Origin of the sequence: Amycolatopsis sp. cg9 (genome assembly GCF_041346945.1) — a bacterium.
Lineage (GTDB): Bacteria > Actinomycetota > Actinomycetes > Mycobacteriales > Pseudonocardiaceae > Amycolatopsis.
The window spans coordinates 8506929-8525225 of the sequence record NZ_CP166850.1 but is presented as its reverse complement, the minus strand read 5'-3'; the positions used below and the strand labels follow the sequence as shown (position 1 = coordinate 8525225).

The following is an 18297-nucleotide window of genomic DNA, read 5'->3' as shown; positions in this document are numbered from 1 at the left end:
CACCTGCCCAGCCGTATGACGGAAGGCGACCAGGCCGACGATGCCGCGGCTGATCGGCTTCGCGCCGGTGGGGGCGCTGTGGCCGACGCTGGCGTTGGCCGTGGCCGTGGTGCCGGTGCCGGTGCCGGTGGCGGTGCCGCCGTTGGCGCTGCGGGCAACGCCGGCACTGCCGGCGCCGGCGTTGGTGCCGCGGACGCTGCCGGTGCGAGCGCTGGCGCTGCCGGTGCCGGGGATGCGGGTGCCGGCACCGCCGGTTCCGGCGCTGCGTCTGGCCGCGCCGGGGACGGCAGCGGTTCCGGCGCTGCCCCTGACCATGCCGCCGCCGCCGATCGGCGGCGGCTGTCGGCGCGGCTCCGGGGTAACCGCGACTACCGCCTGCTGTGGACCGGCCAGGTCGTCTCGGAGGCCGGCTTCAGCACGACCATGATCGCGTTTCCCCTGCTGGTGCTGGCCCTCACCGGGTCCGCCGCGCAGTCGGGCCTGGTCGTCGGTGCGGTTGCGATCGCCCAGCTGGTCGCCGGGTTGCCCGCCGGGGCGCTGGTCGACCGCTGGCCGCGGAAGCTGGTCATGCTCGGGTGCGAGGCGGTGCAAGCGGTCGCGGCCGCCGGGCTGGTGCTGGCGCTGTGGGCGGGTGTGGGCGGTGTCGGGCTGCTGGTCGCGGTCGCCGTCGTGATGGGTGTGTGCCGCGCGTTGTTCGAGCCGGCGGAAGAAGCGAGCCTGCCGCGGCTGGTGCCGGACGACCAGGTGCCGGCGGCGGTCGCGTTGAACGCGGCCAGGACCAGTGCCGGGCAGCTGTCGGGCACCGCGCTCGGCGGGTTCCTGTTCGCGGTGGGCCGGGTGGTGCCGTTCGCCTTCGACGTGGTGGCGCACGTCTTCGCGTTCGTGTCGCTGGTGTTCGTGCGGCTGCCGGGCCGTCCGGCGCCGGCCGGGCGGGCGCCCGCGCACCTGGGCCGGGAGATCCTCGAAGGGCTGCGGTGGGTGTGGCAGCAGCCGCGGCTGCGCGTCACGGTCTTCTGCGTGGTGAGCCTGAACCTGTTCTTCTCGGCGTACTACCTCGTGATCATCGTGCTGGCGAACGAGCGCGGCGTGCCGTCCGGCGAAATCGGCGTGATGGCGGCGATGCTCGGCGCGGGCGGGATCCTCGGCTCGCTCGCGGCGCCGTACCTGCACCGCAAGCTCAGCCCGTACCTGCTGATCGCCGGGGTGTTCTGGGCGCTGACGGTACTGACCCCGCTCGCCGTCTTCGTCCACAACGGATACGTGATGGGCGCGCTGTTCGCCGTGATCGCGTTCCTGCCGCCGGCGGCCAACACGACGATCAGCACCTACCAGCTCCTGTTCACCCCCGACCACCTCCGCGGCCGCCTCGGCGGAGTCCTCGGCGTGACGGGCGGCCTCGCGGCGGCGCTCGGCCCGGCACTGGGCGGCTGGCTGGTGGAGGCCCTCCCCGGCCCGGCGGCGGTCCTGACCTGCGCGGCGGCCATCGCCGTGGTCACCATCCTGACGACGTGCAGCGGCACCCTCCGCGGTTTCCCCGCGGCCACGCAGGCACGCGAGCTCGAAGAAACACCCGGTCCCGCAACGGAAAGGAACCCCTGATGGACGACAACACCACCTTCCAGGTCCTGGTCAACGACGAGGAGCAGTACTCGCTCTGGCCGGCGGACAAGGAGGTACCGGCGGGCTGGCGCCCGGACGGCACGACGGGCACCCGCCAGGAGTGCATGGACCACGTGGACGAAGTGTGGACGGACATGCGCCCCCGCAGCCTCCGCGACCGCATGGCGGCGCGGTAAGCCGCGGGCCGGGGCGGTTTCCCACGCCGAGACCGCCCCGGCCGGCCGGCGAGTCCTGCGAGCCGCCGGAATTCCGGGTCGATCGGCTTCGGGGACGGTGCGATCGCGTCGTTGCCGGCGCTCCTCCTCTCGCGTTCGCAGGTCCGCGGGGACGGGGAGCCGTGTCGGCGGCTCCGGCACCTTCGCGCTGCGGGTGCGAATCCCCTCCTGGGCCGACCGGTCCCGCTTGAGCGTGCACGTCATCGACCCGGTGACGCACGAGTACTACTCGGTCGAGATCGACGCGGCCTGCCGTATCGTCCAAGACTGGCGGAACAGCTACTACGACGGACCGGAACGGCTCGTGGCGGCCGGCCCGATGGACATGCTCGCGAAGTGGGTCATCCCGCAGGCCCTCGCGCAGGACGGCAAGTTCGAGCACTGGGACACCGCCGACCGGCTGCTCGTCGGACTCCGCTGAGCCCTCACGACCGGTCGGCCAGCACCGCGCGGGCCGTCCGGCCGCCCGAGGCGAGGGCACCCTGCAGCGAGCTCGTGTCGCGGTGGTCCCCGCACACGTAGATCCCCTCGCCCCAGCGGACTTCGCGGCGGATCGGGTGCGGCGCGGGCATGGCCGGGAGCGCGTGCGGGATCTCGTACCGGCCGACCAGCGGCCAGCGGGTCGCGTCGGCGCGGTACATCCGGCCGAGTGCCCGCCGGACCTCGGGCTCCGCGAGGGGGGTCAGCGCCGACGCGCTCACCAGCGCGGCTCCCGGGGGTGCGTAGGAGGGGCACACTTCGCTCAGCACGGCCGTGTTCACGACGGGGCCGCCCCGGGCGTCGACCATGATGACGGGCTCGCGCGACGGGCGCTCGTCCGGCGCGAAGTACCAGGTCGTCACGCCGTTCCACAGCGGCTCCGCGACGCCGTCGACCAGCTGCGACGCCGTCGTGCCGTCGGTCGCCACGACGACCGTGCGCGCGGTCCAGACGTCGCCGCCGGCGGTGCGCACCTCGCCCGGCCCGATCCGCTCGACCGGGGTGCCGGTGTGCAGCGAACCCGCCGGCAGGTGCCGGGCCAGCTGCCGGGGGAGTTCGCCCATGCCGCCGGCGGGCAGCGACGGCGCGGAGCGCAGGAAACTCCGCCACACCAGCTGGAAGAACCGGGCCGAAGTGCTGAGCTCGGCTTCGAGGAAGACGCCGGACAGGAAGGGGCGCAGGACAGTGGCCACGGCCCGGTCGGACAGCCCGGCGCCGCTCAGCACGTCGGCGGTCGTCCCGTCGTCGCCTCGCACGATCGCGCGGGCCGGGCCGGCGGCGACGCGGGCGGAGAGCGTGCCGAGCGCGACCAGGTCCTTCGCCGAGAGGTACCGGCGCGCCGCGACGTCACGCAGCGCCTTCGGGGCGTCGAGCGGGTGCCCGAGCAGCGAGACGCGGTCGTCGTCGGCGACGCGGACCGCGCGCCAGAACCGGCCCAGCCGCAGCGCGCCGACGTCGACGAGCCGCCGGATCGCCGGGTAGGCGGGGTTGAGGACCTGGAAGCCGCGGTCGAGCCGGAAGCCGTCGACGACGTCGGTGCGCACGCGCCCGCCGACGTCGTCGCCGGCCTCCAGCACCGCGCACTCGAGCCCGGCCTCGTGCAGGCGCCGCGCGGCGGCGAGCCCGGCGAGCCCGGCGCCGATGACGACGACGTCCGTTTCGTGGGTGGTCATGGATCGATACTGCAACGAATCGGGCTGGACCGCATCGGTCGTGAGTAGCTTTTCACCGCGCGATCGCGCGGCTTCGGCCCTAGGCTTCGAGGTATCCCGCATCGCCCGTGCATCGAGAGCCCGGAGGAGAACCGCCGTGACGACACTGCCCCGCTCCCGCCCCGCCCCGGTGGCGGTCCTGGCCGGCTTCCTCGCCGCGGTGGCCGCGGTGGCCGTCGTCGGCGGCCTCGCGGCGACGCGGTCGCGCGAGGTCTACGGCGCGCTCGTCCAGCCGTCGTGGGCACCGCCGTCGTGGCTCTTCGGTCCGGTGTGGACGGTGCTGTACTTGTTGATCGCCGTGTCGGGCTGGCTGTTCTGGCGAGCGTCGGGCACCCGCCGGGAGTTCGCGTGGTACGCGGCCGGCCTGGTCCTCAACGCGGCGTGGACACCGTTGTTCTTCGCGGCGGGCGCCTACTCGCTGGCGCTGGTGGAGATCGTGGTCCTCGACGTCGTCGTCGCGGTGACGCTGGTGGTGTTCCGCCGCCGGTCGCAGGTGGCGGCGGCACTGCAGGTGCCGTACCTGGCGTGGACGCTGTTCGCGACGGCCCTGAACGCGGCGATCGTCGTCCTCAACCCGTAACCGACCCGAGGACGACGATCGCGGTCGGCTCAGCGGGTCAGCGCCGCCCGGACGGCCCGTTCGACCAGGATCGGGACGAAGGCGTGGATGCGGGCGCCGGCGAACCGGGCGCGTTCGCCGTCGACCAGGTCGTGCAGCCGGGGCCGCGCGACGTGCGCGTAGTCGTGGCCCAAGCGGTCCTCGAGCTGGGCGAAGTGGGTGTCGAGCGCTTCGGAAGCCATCGTGTCCAGTGTGCTCATCGTGCACCTTCCGGTTGACCGTCGTACCGGGAACATTCCCCATGAGACGGCCGGAAGGTGAACCGGAGGTGAACAACGAGATCCAGGCCGGCCCTGGTCCTACCGCTCGCCGGCCAGGAACTCGGCCGCCCACCGGTGGGCCGTGGCGCACGCCTCGGCTTCGGTGCCGCGGAAGTGCTCGACGACGTCGCCGCCGGACCAGAGCATGAGCGCGACCGTGCCGGGCCGGATCGGGGTGAGGCCGACGAGCCGCCGGTGGCCGTTCCGGTCGAGGGTGCGTTCGGCGGTGAGCCACTGCCCGGTCGTGCCGGTGCGGGTGACCACCCAGTCCGGGTCCGCGGCCAGTTCGGCCACGGATCTCGGTGCTTGATCGTGCATGGGATCAGCCTCGCACAACCCCGGCCGCGAGGTGATGATCCGGTGAACGGCAGCTGAACATGTCGGGCGCTTGCGCCGTCGAACCGGGATGATCGACTACGGTGTCCCGACCTGGGGGCCGCGACCGCAGGGAGCCGTGATGCCCACCCGCACCACCGTGGCCGACTGGACGATCACCGCGTCCGGCGACACCGCGACGTTCACCCACGCCGCCTCGTCCGGGGCGCCCCGCGTCCAGGACGGCCGGGGACTCGCGGTCGCCGAGACCGACCTCGCCGCCTTGGACAAGGCGTTGGGCGAAGTGATGAAGCTGCCGGTCTACTGGCTGGCCCGCGCCCGCCGCGAGGCCGGGGCGGGCGACGCGGCGGTGTGGTCGGAACCGCGCTTCGACCCGGTGGACGAGTTCGTCCACCTGACGGGCCCGTGCCGGCTCGACGAGCCCGCGGCGGGGTTCGCCATCGACCTGGTCCACCTGCGCGGGTTGCGGATCCGGATCGCCTCCTTCCGCGCCGCGGGGGCGCACCGCTGACGCCGGTCCGGCCGATCGATCGAGCGGTTCCCGGAGCACCGCACGAACGGATAATCCCCGGCGACCGCGCGCTGCTTTACTGGCGGCAATGCCCGGTCGAAGGACGGAGTCGGACCGTGGACCTGGTCTACGAATCCCTGTACATCGGCGGCAAGTGGGTCGCGCCGGCTTCGGCCCGGACCATCGAGGTCGTCTCGGCCAGCACCGAAGAGGTCATCGGGCGGGTGCCCGAAGCGGTCGAGGCCGACATCGACGCCGCGGTGGCGGCCGCCCGGACCGCGTTCGACGACCCCGTCGGCTGGAGCTCCTGGGAGCCGGCCGAGCGCGCGGCGGTGATGGAGCGGCTGGCGGTCGCGCTCGACGCGCGCGCCGGGGAGACGGCGCGGCGGGTCAGCAGCCAGAACGGCCTGCCGATCTCGATCGCCAACGCAGTCGAGGGCGGGTTCCCGCAGCTGATCCTGCGCTACTACGCGGGCCTGATCCGGACCGCCGTGCTCGACGAGCCGCGGGACGGCCTGCTCGGCGGCAAGGTCCGCGTGCGGCGGACGCCGGTCGGCGTGGTCGGCGCGATCGTGCCGTGGAACCTGCCGATGACGCTGGCCGCGTTCAAGCTCGGCCCGGCGCTGGCGGCCGGGTGCACGCTGGTCCTCAAGCCGAGCCCGGGCACGGTGCTGGACGCGCAGCTGTTCGCCGAGGCGGTCGACGAGGCCGGGTTCCCGCCCGGCGTGCTCAACATCGTGCAGAGCGGCCGCGAGGGCGGCGCCCACCTGGTGTCCCACCCGGGGGTGGACAAGGTCGCGTTCACCGGCTCGACGGCCGCCGGACGGCAGATCGCCGAGACGTGCGGCCGGCTGCTGCGCCCGGTCACGCTCGAGCTGGGCGGCAAGTCCGCGGCGATCGTGCTGGACGACGCCGACCTGACCGCGAACCCGCAGGACCTGTTCCTGTCGACGCTGGTCAACAACGGCCAGACCTGCCACCTCACCACCCGCATCCTCGCCCCGGCGAGCCGCTACGACGAGATCGTCGAGACGTTCACCGGCTTCGCGGCGAGCCTCGCCGTCGGCGACGCCCTCGACCCGGCGACCCAGATCGGCCCACTGGCCTCGGCGGCCCAGCGCGAGCGCGTCGAGGGCTACATCGCGAAGGGCCTGGCGGAGGGCGCCCGCCTGACCACCGGCGGCGGCCGCCCGGCCGGCCAGTCCCGCGGGTGGTTCGTCGAGCCCACGGTGTTCGCCGACGTCGACAACCACTCGACGATCGCCCGCGAAGAGATCTTCGGCCCGGTCCTGTCGATCATCAAGTACGAGACCGACGAAGAGGCGATCGCCATCGCCAACGACTCCCCGTACGGCCTGGGCGGCACGGTCTGGACCACCGACCCGGCCCGCGGCCAAGCGGTCGCGAGCCGGATCCGCACGGGAACGATCGGCATCAACACGTACACGGTCGACCCGGCCGCCCCGTTCGGCGGGGTGAAGGACTCGGGCCTCGGCCGCGAGCTGGGCCCGGAGGGGCTGACGGCGTACCAGGCACTGCAGACGGTGCACCTGCCCCGCTGACCGGATCAGCTCATCGCCCGAGCCTGGCGAGTGCCTGGAGGAAGGCGGCTTCGGAGACCACCGGGACACCGCATTCACGCGCTCGCTTGGCCTTGCCCGACAGGGAGTCGGGGTCGGCCGCGGCGAGTACCCGCGTCTGCTCGCTGACCGCGGTGGTGACGCGGATCCCGGCCGCGGCGGCGTCGGCCACGATCTCCGTGCGTCCCCGGCGCATGTCCCCGGTGAGCACCACCTTGTCACCCGGCCGCAGGACGAGTCCGCCCACCTTCCGGTCGTGGCCCGGCACCGGTGCCTGCCCGGCGTCGCGTTCCTCGTCGAGGATCGTTTCGACGATCCCGGAATCGAGTGCCAGCAGCGTGGCGACCGTGAGCAGGTCCTTCCGCTCGTCGTCGGTGACCACCTGGTCCGCCCAGGCCTCGCGGGCCAAGTCCCGCAGGTAGCTCAGGTGCAGAGCCACGACCTCGTTCTTGTGCAGGCCGAGGTCGTGGGCGAGGCCGACGAGCGCGTCACCCTCGGTCGCCGAGATCTGCCGGTCGAGCAAGGCGTCGTCGAGCATCGCGAAGTACGCGTCGACCACCGGTTCGCCGTCTCGCGGCATCCGTTCGACGAGCCTGGCGAGGAAGTGCGGCTCGACGTGCCCGACCGCCGTGCGCTGAACAGTGCGAACCGTGCTTCGGGCGAGCCGGGGCCAGGCCCAGTTCGCCGCACGCAGGTGGGTCTCGGTCACGGCGACCGCGTTCGGCGCGGACCGCAGGAGGAACCCGAGCAGGTCACCGGCTCCTCGTGCGTCGTCGAGGGCGGTGTGCCACGAGCGTTCGGGCAGCCTGGCGGCCGCGCAGCAGTCCACCAAGGACCGCCCGGAACCCAGGCGCGCCCGGCCTGCCGCGCGCATGGTGCAGAGCCCGGCGTCGGTCTCGAACGGTGTGCCGATGCCCAGGCGGCCGAATTCCGCACGCAGGTGCATCGCGTCGAACGCCCAGTTGTGCGCGACCACCACGCGCCCGCTCAGGCGCTGGACGAGTTCCCCGGCGAGGTCCCCGAACCGGGGCGCCCGGCGTGCGTCGGCGGCCCGGATGCCGTGGATGGCCTGGGGACCCAGGTCGCGATCGGGGTTGACCAGCGTCACCCACTCGTCGGTGATCCGCCCGTGCGGGTCCACGTGGACGACCGCGATCTCCGCGATGCGGTGGTGCCGGCCGGTGCGGATCCCGGTGGTCTCGGTGTCGATGACGGCGTAGCCGTGCACGGGCTTCACAGCGGCAGCCGGTTGGCGCCGGCGGCCTGCACCGCGGCCAGCCACCGGGGCGGCAGCGGTTCGGCGTCTCCGTGTTCGGCCTGGACGTACCGGCGCCGGCCCTTCACCTGCTCGGTTTCCGCCCAGACCGACACCAGCCACCTCAGCGTGCGCGCGATCGACAGGGCTTCGGACACCACGGGCGTCCCGGGTGCGGGCGAAATGCGGGCGACTCGCTGCAGCGAAGCGAAGTCCTCGATCTCGGGGTCGAGGGGGATGTCGTGCGTCCACTCCAGCGGGGTGATCGTCTTGCTTTCCTGGCGCGCGGCCTCGACCGTGCGGTCGTACCGCTGCCTTCGCTGCGCGGCTTCGCGGAATGCTTCCACCGGCGAAAACAGCTGCGGCAGCCACCAGCCGTCCTCGATGCCGGAGTCCGCCGCGGCGGACAGCCGCTTGAGCCAGTCCTGCACATCCTCCGGGTGGACGGCGGCGATCGCACGCCGCTCGACGAGGCTCAGGAGACGCCGTGCCGCATCCGGTGCGGTGAACGCTTCGGCCACGGGAACGAGCCAAGCCCCGGTGGGGTCGCCACCGGGGCTCACGTGCCAGGCCGCCAGAACCTCGGCCTCGTGGTCACCGGTGCCCACGCAGAGCACGGCGCTTCCCGGCGCCCGCAGTGCCTCGAGCTTTTCGAATGGTTCCACCATGGTCAGGTCCGTCACCGACCGCCTCCTTCGTCGACTGAGATCAAGTCGCCGACGCGGGAGGGTTGTTACAGGTGGCCGGAAATCGCTGCGGCCGGCTCGCTCACGCGCCGTCGTGGGCGTCGGTCATCAGGTCTGCCAGGTCCTCCGGTGCGAGGAATGACGGTGGGGGTGGCGGGCCCCACGCGTAGAGGCTCTTCTCGCCGGCGACGACGCGGGGTTCCCACAGCTGGTCTTCGAGGATGCAGTCGATGTCGGAGTAGTACTCGGAGAAGTTGCCGGCCGGGTCGCGCAGGTACCAGAAGAAGTTCGAGCCGATGTAGTGCCGGCCCAGGCCCCACGTGTGGCGCTCGGGGTGCCCCTGGAGCATCGCGGTGGCGCCGCGGCCGACCTCGTCGACGTCGTCGACCTCCCACGACGTGTGGTGCAGGAAGCTCACCGGGGCCTGCTGCACCAGCACGTTGTGGTGGTCGGTCGAGCAGCGCATGAACGCGGCCAGGCCGGGGGCCTCGTCGCTGACCTTGAACCCGAGGCCTTCGGTGAAGAACCGCTGTGTCGCGGCCTGGTCGGTCGAACCGAACACGACGTGGCCGAGCTTGCGCGGCCGCACCGGCGGCTCGCGGTCGATGCCGGGGGCGCGGGTGTTCGCGCGCCGGATCGAGCCGGGCTGGTTGTACGCCGCCGGTTCCGGCGGTTCCTGGCGCAGGCGAGGCGCGACCGACACGACGACGTCGAGCCCGGTCACCGGGTCCTTTGTGTACAGTTCGCCGCTCTCGACGCGGCTTTCGACGTCGAGGCGGGCCAGCGATGCGGCGATGCGGCCGAGGTCGTCCGGGTCGTCGGCGCCGATGCCCAGGGTCAGCAGCCGGCGCTGCCGGGCCTGGCGCAGTTCCAGCTGTTCGCCGCCGTCGGCGGTGGCGAACCCGGACTCGGTCGGCGTCAGGCCGAATTCCGTGTAGTACTTGGCGGTTTCGTCGACGTCCGGGACGCCGATGGTGATCTTGGTGAGGCGGTGCAGGCTCATGCCGGTTCCTCCGCGGGTTCAGATGAGCGGGGTGATCTGGTCGTCGCGCCCGAGCAGCGCCTTGCCGTAGACCTCGTAGTTGACCGCGGGCAGCACGATCGCGTGCCGGGCGGCGACCGCCGAGTCGCGCCAGATCCGCTGCAGCGGGTTGACGTCGGCGAAGCTGCCCGCGCCGTGCGCCGAAAGCAGGACGTCGATGGCGCGGGTGATGTTCTCGACCGCCCAGCCGGTGTCCGCGCGCACCCGGGCGCGGGCTTCGACGCCGGGGTAGGTGCCCGCCGCCGAGGCCGCGTCGATGTCGTCGGCCGCCCGGTAGGCGTGCAGGTGGGCGGTGTCGATCCGCATCGCCGCTTCGGCGAGCTGCAGCTGGAAGGCGACGGAGTCGGCCTGCGTCGCGTAGCTCGTGTACGAGACCGCCTTGCGGCCGGCCTTCTCCTTCACCAGCTTCAGCGCCTTGCGGCCGAGACCGAGCTGCGGACCGGCCAGCACCAGCGTCAGGACGGGGACGAGCGCGGCGCGGAACAGGTCCTCTTCGGGCGCGTCGACCGCGTACTGCCCGCCGATGGCGGGCGGCACCGACATGACGCGGTGCGCCGGCACGAAGACGTCGTCGGCGATCAGGCAGTTGGACCCCGACGAACGCATCCCGGCGACGAACCAGGTGTCCTCGAAGCCGAGGTCGGTGCGGGGGAGCAGGGCCAGGCCCTGGTCGACGACCTCGCCGCGCTCGTCGGTCAGCGGGATGCCCAGCCCCGCCCAGTCGGCGTGCCACGAGCCGGAGTTGTAGTACCAGCGCCCGGTGACGCGCCAACCACCGTCCACTTTGGTCGTCTCGGCGGTCGGGGCGAGCACGCCGGACACCTTCGCGCCGGGGTCCGCGCCCCAGATGTCGTCTTGCGCCTGCCTGCCGAACAGGCCGGCGAGCCACGCGCAGACGTTGCTCAGCGCGACCACCCAGGCGGTCCCGCCGTCGGCCTCGGCGACCGCGGCGGAGACGTCGAGCATCGCGCGGACCGGGAGCCCGTACCCGCCGTAGCGGCGGGGCTGGGCGATCTTGAACGCGCCGGCGCCGGTCAGCGCGGCGATGCTTTCTTCGACGACGCGCCGGTCGGCCTCGCCCTGGGCGGCGTTCTTCTCCAGCAGCGGCTGGAGTTCGGCGATGCGGGCGAGGAGCCGGTCGAGCGTGGGCGCGGGCTGTTCGGTCGCGAGGGTCATGACGTCGTCGTCCTTCCGGGGCGGGTCAGCGGGCGCAGGCGGCGATCTGGTCGGTGATGAGCGGGCGGGGCCGCTCGGCGTAGCGCGAGTGGGTGCCGAACGTGCGGTGGGCGTAGACGAGCGGCGGCAGCTCGGCCCGGCCGAGCGCGGTGACCAGGCCGAACAGCAGGAGGTGGTCGCCGGCCCCGACGACCCGGTCCAGGTCGCAGGCCACCCAGCCGGCGGCGTCGCGCAGCCGGGGCAGGCCGGCGTCGGTGAACCACGCGGTCTCGCCGCCGAAGCGGTCGGCGCCGCGGGTGGCGAACCGGACGGCGAGGTCGTCCTGGCCCTGGCCGAGCAGGTTCACGCCGAACCGGCCCGCGTCGAGGATCTCGGCCAGCAGCGCCGAGCGGCGGTCGAAGGCGACGCTCACCAGCGGCGGGTCCAGGGACAGCGAAGTGAACGAGCTGACGGTGGCGCCCCGCGGCCCGCCGGCTGCGGTCGTGGTGACGACCGTGACCGGCGCGCAGACCGCGGCCATCACCGCGCGGAACCGGGCCGCGTCGACCGTGGTCACGACGGTCCCGTGAACCGGTGACGCATCGAGCCGATGCCTTCGACCGTGGTGACCAGCTCGTCCCCGGCGGCGAGGAACCGCTGCGGGGTGCGGGCCACGCCGACACCGGCCGGGGTGCCGGTGAAGATCAGGTCGCCCGGCCGCAGCGGCAGGATCGCCGAGAGCCGCGCGACCAGTTCGGCCACCGGGAAGACGAGGTCGCTGGTCCGGCCCTTCTGCACGGGCTCGCCGTTGACCTCGGAGCTCAGTTCCAGGTCGTCGCGGTCGGCGAACTCGTCCGGCGTGACCAGCCACGGCCCGGTCGGCCCGAACCCGGGCGCGGACTTGCCGAGGCTGAACTGCGGGGCCGGGCCGGCCAGCTGCACGGTCCGGTCGGAGAGGTCCTGGCCGGCGGTCAGCCCGGCGACGTGCTCCCAGCCGCGCTCGGCGGGCACGTGCCGCGCCTCGCGGCCGATGACGGCGACGAGCTCGACCTCCCAGTCCACAGTGGACCCGGTGAGCGCGATCCCGCCGTGGGGACCGGTCAGGCAGCTGGGGAACTTGGTGAACACGGCGGGGGAGTCCGGCAGGCCGAGCCCGGACTCGGCCGCGTGGTCGCGGTAGTTCAGCCCGACGCCGAAGACCTGGGACGGCGTCGGCGACGGAGCCCGCAGCCCGGCCTCGTCGAACGGTTCGGCGCCGGTGGCCGGGACGCCGGCCGCCCAGGCGACGAACTCGTCCCAGCGGGCGTAGACGGCGTGGGGGTCGGCGGAGAAGCGCTGCGCACTGGCGCGCTCGACGTCGACGGCGCCGCCCCCGGTGAGGAGGACGAGCCGGCCGGCGAGGTTGGCGATCCGCATGGAAGGCCCTTTCGATCGAAGTGCCGATGCGATTCATACTCTGCTCGCGATATCCGACTGTCAAGACAAGAATCGATTCTTGAGCGGAGAGTGTGTTACCGTCTCGGCATGGCGAAGAGAGCGGGTGGCGAGAGCCTGGCCGTGTCGGTGTACACCCGGCTGCGGTCGGCGGTCCTCAACGGCGAGCTGGCGCCGGGGGAGCGCCTGAAGCCCGCCGATCTGAGCAGCGACTTCGGGGTCAGCCTCAGCGTCGTGCGCGAAGCGCTGGGCCTGCTCGCGGCCAAGGACCTCGTGCAGGTCGACCGCAACCGCGGGTTCCGGGTCACGCCGCTGTCGATGCAGGCGCTCACGGACCTGACCGAGGCCAGGGCGATCAACGAAGGCTCGGCGCTGCGGCTGTCCGTGCAGCGCGGCGGCGTCACCTGGGAGTCGGAGGTGCTGGCCGCGCACCACCGGCTCGCCGGTCAGGCGATGCTCCTGCCCGGGCCGCCGCTGCGGCGCAACGAGGACTGGGCCCGCGCGCACCTGGAGTTCCACCACACGCTGATCAAGGCGTGCGGCAACGCGGTGCTGCTGGACATCTGCACCCGGCTGTCCGACGCCGCGGAGCTCTACCGCGCCTGGTCCGGCCCCGGCGGCGAGCAGCGGCACCGCGACGTCGCGGGTGAGCACCAGGGCCTGGTGGACGCGGCCTTGGCGCACGACGCCGACCTCGCGGTCGCCCGGTTCGAGGCGCACGTCAACCGCACGCGGGAGATCCTGATGGAGACCAGCTTCAGCGTCGAACCGGCCTCGTGGGGCCCGGCCGCCGCGGGGAAGGACTCATGACCAAGACCGCTTTGACCGGTGTGCGCGTCTTCGACGGCGCCGGCCTGACCGAACCCACGACCGTCGTGCTCGACGACGCGGTGCTCGGGGCCGACGCGGCCGGCGCCGAGGTCGTCGACTGCGCGGGCGCCACCCTGCTGCCCGGCCTCATCGACGCCCACGTGCACCTGCTCACCCCGGACGACCTGAGCGCACTGGCCGCCCACGGGATCACCACGGCGCTCGACATGGCGTGCTGGCCCCGCGAGCGCGTCGACTCGTTCCGCGGCCGGGTGCCCGACATCCGCAGCGCGGGCCTGCCCGCCATCGGCCCGTGCGGAAACCACGCGAAGATGCCGGGCATGCCCGCGGAGGCGATCCTCACCGCGCCCGGGCAGGCCGCGGAGTTCGTCGCGCGCCGCGTCGCCGAGGGGTCCGACTACCTCAAGGTCGTCATCGAGGGAGACCTGCTCGACCAGGCGACCATCGACGCCGTGGTCGCCGAGGGCAAGGCGCACGGCAAGCGCACCGTCGCCCACGCTTCGTCCGTCGACGCCTTCCGCCGCGCCGTCCGGGCCGGCGCGGACGTCGTCACCCACGTCCCGCGCGACGGCGTCCTCGACGCGGAGACCGCGTCCCGGATGGCCGAGCAGGGCCAGGTCGCCGTGCCCACGCTGGCGATGATGGCGGCGCTGACGACCAAGCTCGGCGCCGAGGGCTACGAGGCCGGCCGCCGCTCGGTCGCGGCGCTGCACGCGGCCGGCGTGCCGATCCTCGCCGGCACGGACGCCTTTTCCGCGCCGATGCTGCCGTTCCCGGTCGTCCAGGGCGCGAGCCTGCACGAAGAGCTCGGCCTGCTGGCCGGCGCCGGACTGTCCGAAGTGGACGTCCTGCGCGCGGCGACCGAGCTGCCGGCCCGCCACTTCGGGCTGCCGGATCGCGGGGCCGTACGGGAAGGACTGCGGGCGGACCTGGTGCTCGTCGACGGCGACCCGACCCGGGACATCACGGCGACGGCGAAGGTCCGCCGCGTCTGGGCGGCCGGCGAGGTCGTCGCGTGACCGGGCTGGTCGACGTCCACGCGCACTTCCTCACCCCGGAGTACGTCGAAGCCGCGATCGCGGCCGGGCACGGCTCGCCGGACGGCATGCCGGGCTGGCCCACCTGGTCGGCGACGCGGCACCTCGAGCTGATGGACCGCTGGGGCGTCGCGGTTTCCCTGCTGTCGATTTCGTCGCCGGGTGTCCACTTCGGCGACGACGCCGCGGCGCGGCAACTCGCGCGGCACGTCAACGAGACCGGAGCGGAGGCCCGCCGCGCGCACCCGGACCGGTTCGGGCAGTTCGCGTCCCTGCCACTGCCCGATGTGGACGGTGCGCTGGCCGAACTCGCCCACGCCGTGGACGAACTGGGCTGCGACGGGGTCACGGTCGAGACCAACGCGGCCGGCCGCTACCTCGGCGACCCGGCGTTCGCTCCCTTGTGGACCGAGCTGGAGCGCCGCCGGACGCCGGTGTTCGTCCACCCGACGTCACCCCCGCACGCCGCGGAGATCGCGCTCGGCAGGCCGCGGCCGATGCTGGAGTTCCTCTACGACACCGGCCGCGCGGTGAGCGACCTGGTCTTCGCGGGCGTCCTCACGCAGTACCCGGGCGTCCCGTGGATCTTCACCCACGGCGGCGGGGTGCTGCCGCTGCTGGCCGGGCGCCTCGAGCTGTTCCGCTCGGCGTTCACCGGGGAGACCGCCGGCCCGACGGTGCCCGAGCAGATCGGCGAGCTGTGGTTCGACATCGCGGGAACGCCGTTCCCGCACCAGGTCCCGGCGTTCGAGCGCGCGTTCGGCACCGGCCGCCTGCTGTACGGCAGCGACTTCTGCTGGACCCCGCCGGCGGCGGTGGACGCCCAGCTGGCGAGCATCGACGCGGCACCGCAGCCGGCCGGAACGACCTGGCGGGAGCTGACGACCCGCAACTGCGCGAAGCTGTTCCCGCGGCGCTGACCGGTCAGGGGAGGACGCCGAGCCGGCGGGCGGCTTGCACGGCCTGCCGGCGGCCGTGCACGCCGAGCTTCGCCATCGCGCTGCGCAAGTACGCCTTCACGGTCTCGGGCTTCAGCGCGAGCCGTGCGGCGGCTTCCGCGTTCGTGCAGCCCAGTGCCACCTGGCCGAGGACGTCGAGTTCCCGTGCGGACAACGACGTCTCGGGGACGGGCGGGCCGTCGAACCGCGCGCACGCGCGCAGCAGGCGGTCGCGGAGCGGGCCCGGGGGCGCGTCGGCCGCGATGGCGGCCAGCTCGGCGCGCAGCTCGGGGAGGCCGCCCGGTTCGGCCGCGCCGAGCAGTTCCAAGCGGTGGTCGACCTCGTCACGGATCGCCAGCTCGCGGGCCACGCCGTCGGCGATGGCGAGCAGGGCGGCGGTGGCGCGGTCGCCGAGCGGCCGGTCGTCGCGGACCGCCGCGTAGAGCACGCCGTGGACGCGGCCGCGGGCCGCGACCGGGACGGCGATCGTCGCCTGGATGCCTTCGCCGAGCACCGGGTCGTCGTAGTCGTGGGTGATCGACCGGGCCGCCCGGTAGTCGGCCACCCCGTGCGGGCGCAGCCGGGCGAGCACCGTCCCGCCGACGCCCTTGCCCGGCTCGACCCGCAGGTCGCGCAGCCCGCTCGTCCGGGCGCCGAGGAAGTGGGAGAGCACCAGCCGCCGGTCACGCAGCTCGCCGGCGAAGGCCAGCGGCACCCCGGTGCGCTGCCGGACGCCGCGCAGGGCCTGCCGGTAGAGGTCGCCGTCGGCGGGGCGCAGCACCACGGTGGGCCTCCCAAGGGGGTACCCCCGCTCGGGGGTAGTCGGCAGGGGCGGGTGCTCCGGATGATACGGCCCCGCACTCGACGAGGAGAGCCCATGACTGACGAGCCGTTCCGGTCCGCCCGCCGGTTCCTGCTTGCGCACCGCGACGACCACGACACCGCCGTCGCCGGGTTCCGGTGGCCCGAGCTGACCGGGTTCAACTGGGCGCTCGACTGGTTCGACGCGCTGGCCGCGGACCCGGAGTCGGCGGCGCGGCCCGCCCTGTGGCTGGTCGAGGAGGACGGCAGCGAAGCGAAGTACACGTTCGCCGAGCTCGCCGAACGCTCGAACCGGGTCGCGAACTGGCTGCGCGCGCAGGGCGTCCGCCGGGGCGACCGGCTGCTGCTCATGCTGGGCAACCAGGTGGAGCTGTGGGAGGTGCTGCTCGCGGCGATGAAGCTCGGTGCCGTGGTGATCCCCGCGTCCACCCTGCTCGGCCCGGCCGACCTGCCCGACCGCGTCACCCGCGGCCGCGTCCGGCACGTCGTGGCCCGCGACCGCGACACCGCCAAGTTCCCGGACGGCGGCTACACCCGGATCGCCGTCGGCGAGCCCGCCGAGGGCTGGCTGGACTTCGGCCGGGCGTACGCGAGCGAGCCCGAGTTCACCCCGGACGGCCCGACCCGGGCGTCGGACCCCCTGCTGCTGTACTTCACCTCCGGCACGACGGCGCTGCCGAAGCTGGTCGAGCACACGCACGCCAGCTACCCGGTGGGCCACCTGTCCACGATGTACTGGATCGGGCTCGAACCCGGCGACGTCCACCTCAACATCTCCTCGCCGGGCTGGGCGAAACACGCGTGGAGCAACGTCTTCGCGCCGTGGAACGCGGGGGCGACCGTGTTCATCTTCAACTACGAACGCTTCGACGCGAACGCGTTGCTGGCGCAGATGGACCGGTGCGGGGTGACGAGCTTCTGCGCGCCGCCGACGGTGTGGCGGATGCTCATCCAGGCCGACCTGACGACGCTCAAGACGCCGCCGGAGAAGGTCGTCGGGGCGGGGGAGCCGCTCAACCCCGAGGTGATCGAGCAGGTCGAGCGGGCCTGGGGCGTCACGATCCGGGACGGCTTCGGCCAGACGGAGACCACCGTCCAGATCGCCAACGCGCCCGGCCAGCGGGTCAAGCCCGGGTCGATGGGCCGCCCGATGCCCGGCTACCCGGTCGTGCTCGTCGACCCGGCGACCGGCGAGCCCGGTGACGAGGGTGAGATCTGCCTCGACCTGCGCGACCGCCCGCTCGGGTTGATGGCGGGCTACCGCGACGACCCCGAGCGCACCGCCGAGGTCATGCGTGGCGGCTTCTACCACACCGGCGATGTCGGCAGCCGCGACGAAGACGGCTACCTCACCTACGTCGGCCGCGCCGACGACGTGTTCAAGGCCTCGGACTACCGGATCTCGCCGTTCGAGCTGGAGAGCGTGCTGCTGGAGCACGAAGCCGTGGCCGAGGCGGCGGTCGTCCCGTCGCCCGACCCGGTGCGGCTGGCGGTGCCGAAGGCGTACGTCGTCCTCGCCGCCGGCCACCGGCCGGACGCGGGCACGGCGGCCGCGATCCTGCGGTACGCGCGGGAGAACCTGGCGCCGTACAAGCGGATCCGGCGGCTCGAGTTCGCCGGCCTGCCGAAGACGATCTCGGGCAAGATCCGCCGCGTCGAGCTGCGGGAGCGCGAGGAGGAGCTGCACGCGGGGGCGGGGCCGGTCGAGGGTGAGTACACCGAGCACGACTTCGCGGGGTGAGGCCGGTCAAGACGTCGGCGACGGGCGCAGCCCTCGCGAGGCGCTACTGTCGCGCCATGAATTCGCGAAGTCCTCGTGGCGAGAGCGCCGACGACCCGTGGGACGAGCCGGATCCCGCGCTGGCCGTCGCGCTTCGGGAGCTGGGGTGGTACCGGCGGAACGCCGACCGGAACCGGCTCGCCAACCGCGTCACCGAGGTCGCGCTGCTGCTCGGCTCGGCGGCCACCACGGTCGCCGCCGCGCTCGGGGCCACGGCCTGGGTCACCGCGGTGCTGGCCGCGACCACCCTGGTCGTCACCGGGTTGCGCCGCTCCTTCGACTGGCACGAGAACTGGGTCGAGTTCATCGGCCGCTGGTCGGACCTGCGGAGCGTCATCCACCAGTACCGCCTGCTGCCCGAAGACCGCCGCGGCGAGGCGGACCGCCGGGCGCTGCTGGCCGCCGTCGACGAGATCGTCACCTCGGAGACCCAGCGCTGGGCGACCCGGCGGCGCAAGCTGCAGGAGAACACCGGTCGTGAGTGA

At 73.6% G+C, this 18297-nt stretch carries 22 protein-coding genes; 12 read left to right on the top strand and 10 right to left on the bottom strand.

Annotation, left to right across the window (positions count from 1 at the left end; translation table 11 throughout):
* Nucleotides 1–40: 40 nt before the first annotated feature.
* From AB5J73_RS39325 to AB5J73_RS39310, 4 genes are all read left to right on the top strand, one after another.
* Entirely contained in the window at nt 41–427 is a 387-nt protein-coding gene (locus AB5J73_RS39325) for a hypothetical protein (protein ID WP_370963938.1), read from the top strand.
* Complete coding sequence (locus tag AB5J73_RS39320; protein WP_370963937.1) at nt 424–1599, top strand: MFS transporter; 1176 nt, start codon at nt 424–426, stop codon at nt 1597–1599. The genes AB5J73_RS39325 and AB5J73_RS39320 overlap by 4 nt, the downstream gene beginning before the upstream one ends.
* Complete coding sequence (locus AB5J73_RS39315; RefSeq protein WP_370963936.1) at nt 1599–1796, top strand: MbtH family protein; 198 nt, start codon at nt 1599–1601, stop codon at nt 1794–1796. Before AB5J73_RS39320 ends, AB5J73_RS39315 begins: the two co-directional genes overlap by 1 nt.
* 193 nt (nt 1797–1989) lie before the next feature.
* A complete protein-coding gene (locus AB5J73_RS39310; protein ID WP_370963935.1) occupies nt 1990–2256 on the top strand; it encodes a hypothetical protein in 267 nt (88 codons plus the stop codon).
* A 4-nt stretch (nt 2257–2260) separates the two neighbouring features.
* Here AB5J73_RS39310 and AB5J73_RS39305 read toward each other — a convergent pair whose 3' ends face one another.
* Nucleotides 2261–3487, bottom strand: a complete 1227-nt coding sequence (locus tag AB5J73_RS39305; protein ID WP_370963933.1) for an NAD(P)/FAD-dependent oxidoreductase — start codon at nt 3485–3487, stop codon at nt 2261–2263.
* A gap of 136 nt (nt 3488–3623) precedes the next feature.
* Between AB5J73_RS39305 and AB5J73_RS39300 the strand changes: the two genes are divergently transcribed.
* On the top strand, nt 3624–4106 hold the full coding sequence (locus AB5J73_RS39300; RefSeq protein ID WP_370963932.1) for a TspO/MBR family protein: 483 nt from the start codon (nt 3624–3626) through the stop codon (nt 4104–4106).
* Between the two features lie 29 nt (nt 4107–4135).
* Here the strand turns inward: AB5J73_RS39300 and AB5J73_RS39295 are convergent, their stop codons facing one another.
* Both AB5J73_RS39295 and AB5J73_RS39290 read right to left on the bottom strand, forming a co-directional pair.
* Nucleotides 4136–4345, bottom strand: coding sequence for a three-helix bundle dimerization domain-containing protein (locus AB5J73_RS39295; protein WP_370963930.1), 210 nt, complete (start codon nt 4343–4345; stop codon nt 4136–4138).
* Between the two features lie 99 nt (nt 4346–4444).
* Nucleotides 4445–4723: a hypothetical protein gene (locus AB5J73_RS39290; RefSeq protein ID WP_370963929.1), complete on the bottom strand. Its 279-nt coding sequence runs from the start codon at nt 4721–4723 to the stop codon at nt 4445–4447.
* 139 nt (nt 4724–4862) lie between these two features.
* On the opposite strand from AB5J73_RS39290, the gene AB5J73_RS39285 reads away from it, so the two are divergent.
* Nucleotides 4863–5252 carry a hypothetical protein gene (locus AB5J73_RS39285; RefSeq protein WP_370963927.1) on the top strand — a complete coding sequence of 130 codons (390 nt, stop codon included), beginning with the start codon at nt 4863–4865 and terminating at the stop codon, nt 5250–5252.
* A 116-nt stretch (nt 5253–5368) separates the two neighbouring features.
* Entirely contained in the window at nt 5369–6814 is a 1446-nt protein-coding gene (locus AB5J73_RS39280; RefSeq protein ID WP_370963925.1) for an aldehyde dehydrogenase, read from the top strand.
* Between the two features lie 10 nt (nt 6815–6824).
* On the opposite strand, the gene AB5J73_RS39275 is transcribed toward AB5J73_RS39280, so the two are convergent.
* The 6 genes from AB5J73_RS39275 to AB5J73_RS39250 form a co-directional block, all read right to left on the bottom strand.
* On the bottom strand, nt 6825–8069 hold the full coding sequence (locus tag AB5J73_RS39275) for an exonuclease domain-containing protein (protein WP_370963923.1): 1245 nt from the start codon (nt 8067–8069) through the stop codon (nt 6825–6827).
* Nucleotides 8066–8770: a DUF6218 family protein gene (locus tag AB5J73_RS39270; RefSeq protein ID WP_370963922.1), complete on the bottom strand. Its 705-nt coding sequence runs from the start codon at nt 8768–8770 to the stop codon at nt 8066–8068. The genes AB5J73_RS39275 and AB5J73_RS39270 overlap by 4 nt, the downstream gene beginning before the upstream one ends.
* An 85-nt stretch (nt 8771–8855) precedes the next feature.
* Nucleotides 8856–9776 (bottom strand): VOC family protein, encoded by a 921-nt coding sequence (locus tag AB5J73_RS39265; protein ID WP_370963920.1) that lies wholly within the window; start codon nt 9774–9776, stop codon nt 8856–8858.
* An 18-nt stretch (nt 9777–9794) separates the two neighbouring features.
* Complete coding sequence (locus tag AB5J73_RS39260; protein WP_370963918.1) at nt 9795–10991, bottom strand: acyl-CoA dehydrogenase family protein; 1197 nt, start codon at nt 10989–10991, stop codon at nt 9795–9797.
* Nucleotides 10992–11016: 25 nt separating this feature from the next.
* Nucleotides 11017–11547 carry a flavin reductase family protein gene (locus AB5J73_RS39255; RefSeq protein WP_370963916.1) on the bottom strand — a complete coding sequence of 177 codons (531 nt, stop codon included), beginning with the start codon at nt 11545–11547 and terminating at the stop codon, nt 11017–11019.
* The gene (locus AB5J73_RS39250) at nt 11544–12386 is read right to left on the bottom strand and encodes a fumarylacetoacetate hydrolase family protein (RefSeq protein ID WP_370963914.1); all 843 of its coding nucleotides are present in this window, start codon (nt 12384–12386) and stop codon (nt 11544–11546) included. The genes AB5J73_RS39255 and AB5J73_RS39250 overlap by 4 nt, the downstream gene beginning before the upstream one ends.
* A gap of 108 nt (nt 12387–12494) precedes the next feature.
* Between AB5J73_RS39250 and AB5J73_RS39245 the strand changes: the two genes are divergently transcribed.
* Genes AB5J73_RS39245 through AB5J73_RS39235 form a run of 3 tightly spaced genes read left to right on the top strand, consistent with a single transcriptional unit; the run spans nt 12495 to nt 15192 of the window.
* Nucleotides 12495–13214, top strand: a complete 720-nt coding sequence (locus AB5J73_RS39245; protein WP_370963913.1) for a GntR family transcriptional regulator — start codon at nt 12495–12497, stop codon at nt 13212–13214.
* Entirely contained in the window at nt 13211–14254 is a 1044-nt protein-coding gene (locus tag AB5J73_RS39240) for an amidohydrolase family protein (protein WP_370963912.1), read from the top strand. The genes AB5J73_RS39245 and AB5J73_RS39240 overlap by 4 nt, the downstream gene beginning before the upstream one ends.
* A complete protein-coding gene (locus AB5J73_RS39235; protein ID WP_370963911.1) occupies nt 14251–15192 on the top strand; it encodes an amidohydrolase family protein in 942 nt (313 codons plus the stop codon). Before AB5J73_RS39240 ends, AB5J73_RS39235 begins: the two co-directional genes overlap by 4 nt.
* A 4-nt stretch (nt 15193–15196) precedes the next feature.
* On the opposite strand, the gene AB5J73_RS39230 is transcribed toward AB5J73_RS39235, so the two are convergent.
* A complete protein-coding gene (locus AB5J73_RS39230) occupies nt 15197–15994 on the bottom strand; it encodes a LuxR C-terminal-related transcriptional regulator (RefSeq protein WP_370963909.1) in 798 nt (265 codons plus the stop codon).
* Between the two features lie 93 nt (nt 15995–16087).
* On the opposite strand from AB5J73_RS39230, the gene AB5J73_RS39225 reads away from it, so the two are divergent.
* Together AB5J73_RS39225 and AB5J73_RS39220 are read left to right on the top strand one after the other, a co-directional pair.
* Nucleotides 16088–17773: an AMP-binding protein gene (locus tag AB5J73_RS39225; protein ID WP_370963907.1), complete on the top strand. Its 1686-nt coding sequence runs from the start codon at nt 16088–16090 to the stop codon at nt 17771–17773.
* A gap of 56 nt (nt 17774–17829) precedes the next feature.
* The gene (locus AB5J73_RS39220) at nt 17830–18297 is read left to right on the top strand and encodes a DUF4231 domain-containing protein (RefSeq protein ID WP_370963906.1); all 468 of its coding nucleotides are present in this window, start codon (nt 17830–17832) and stop codon (nt 18295–18297) included.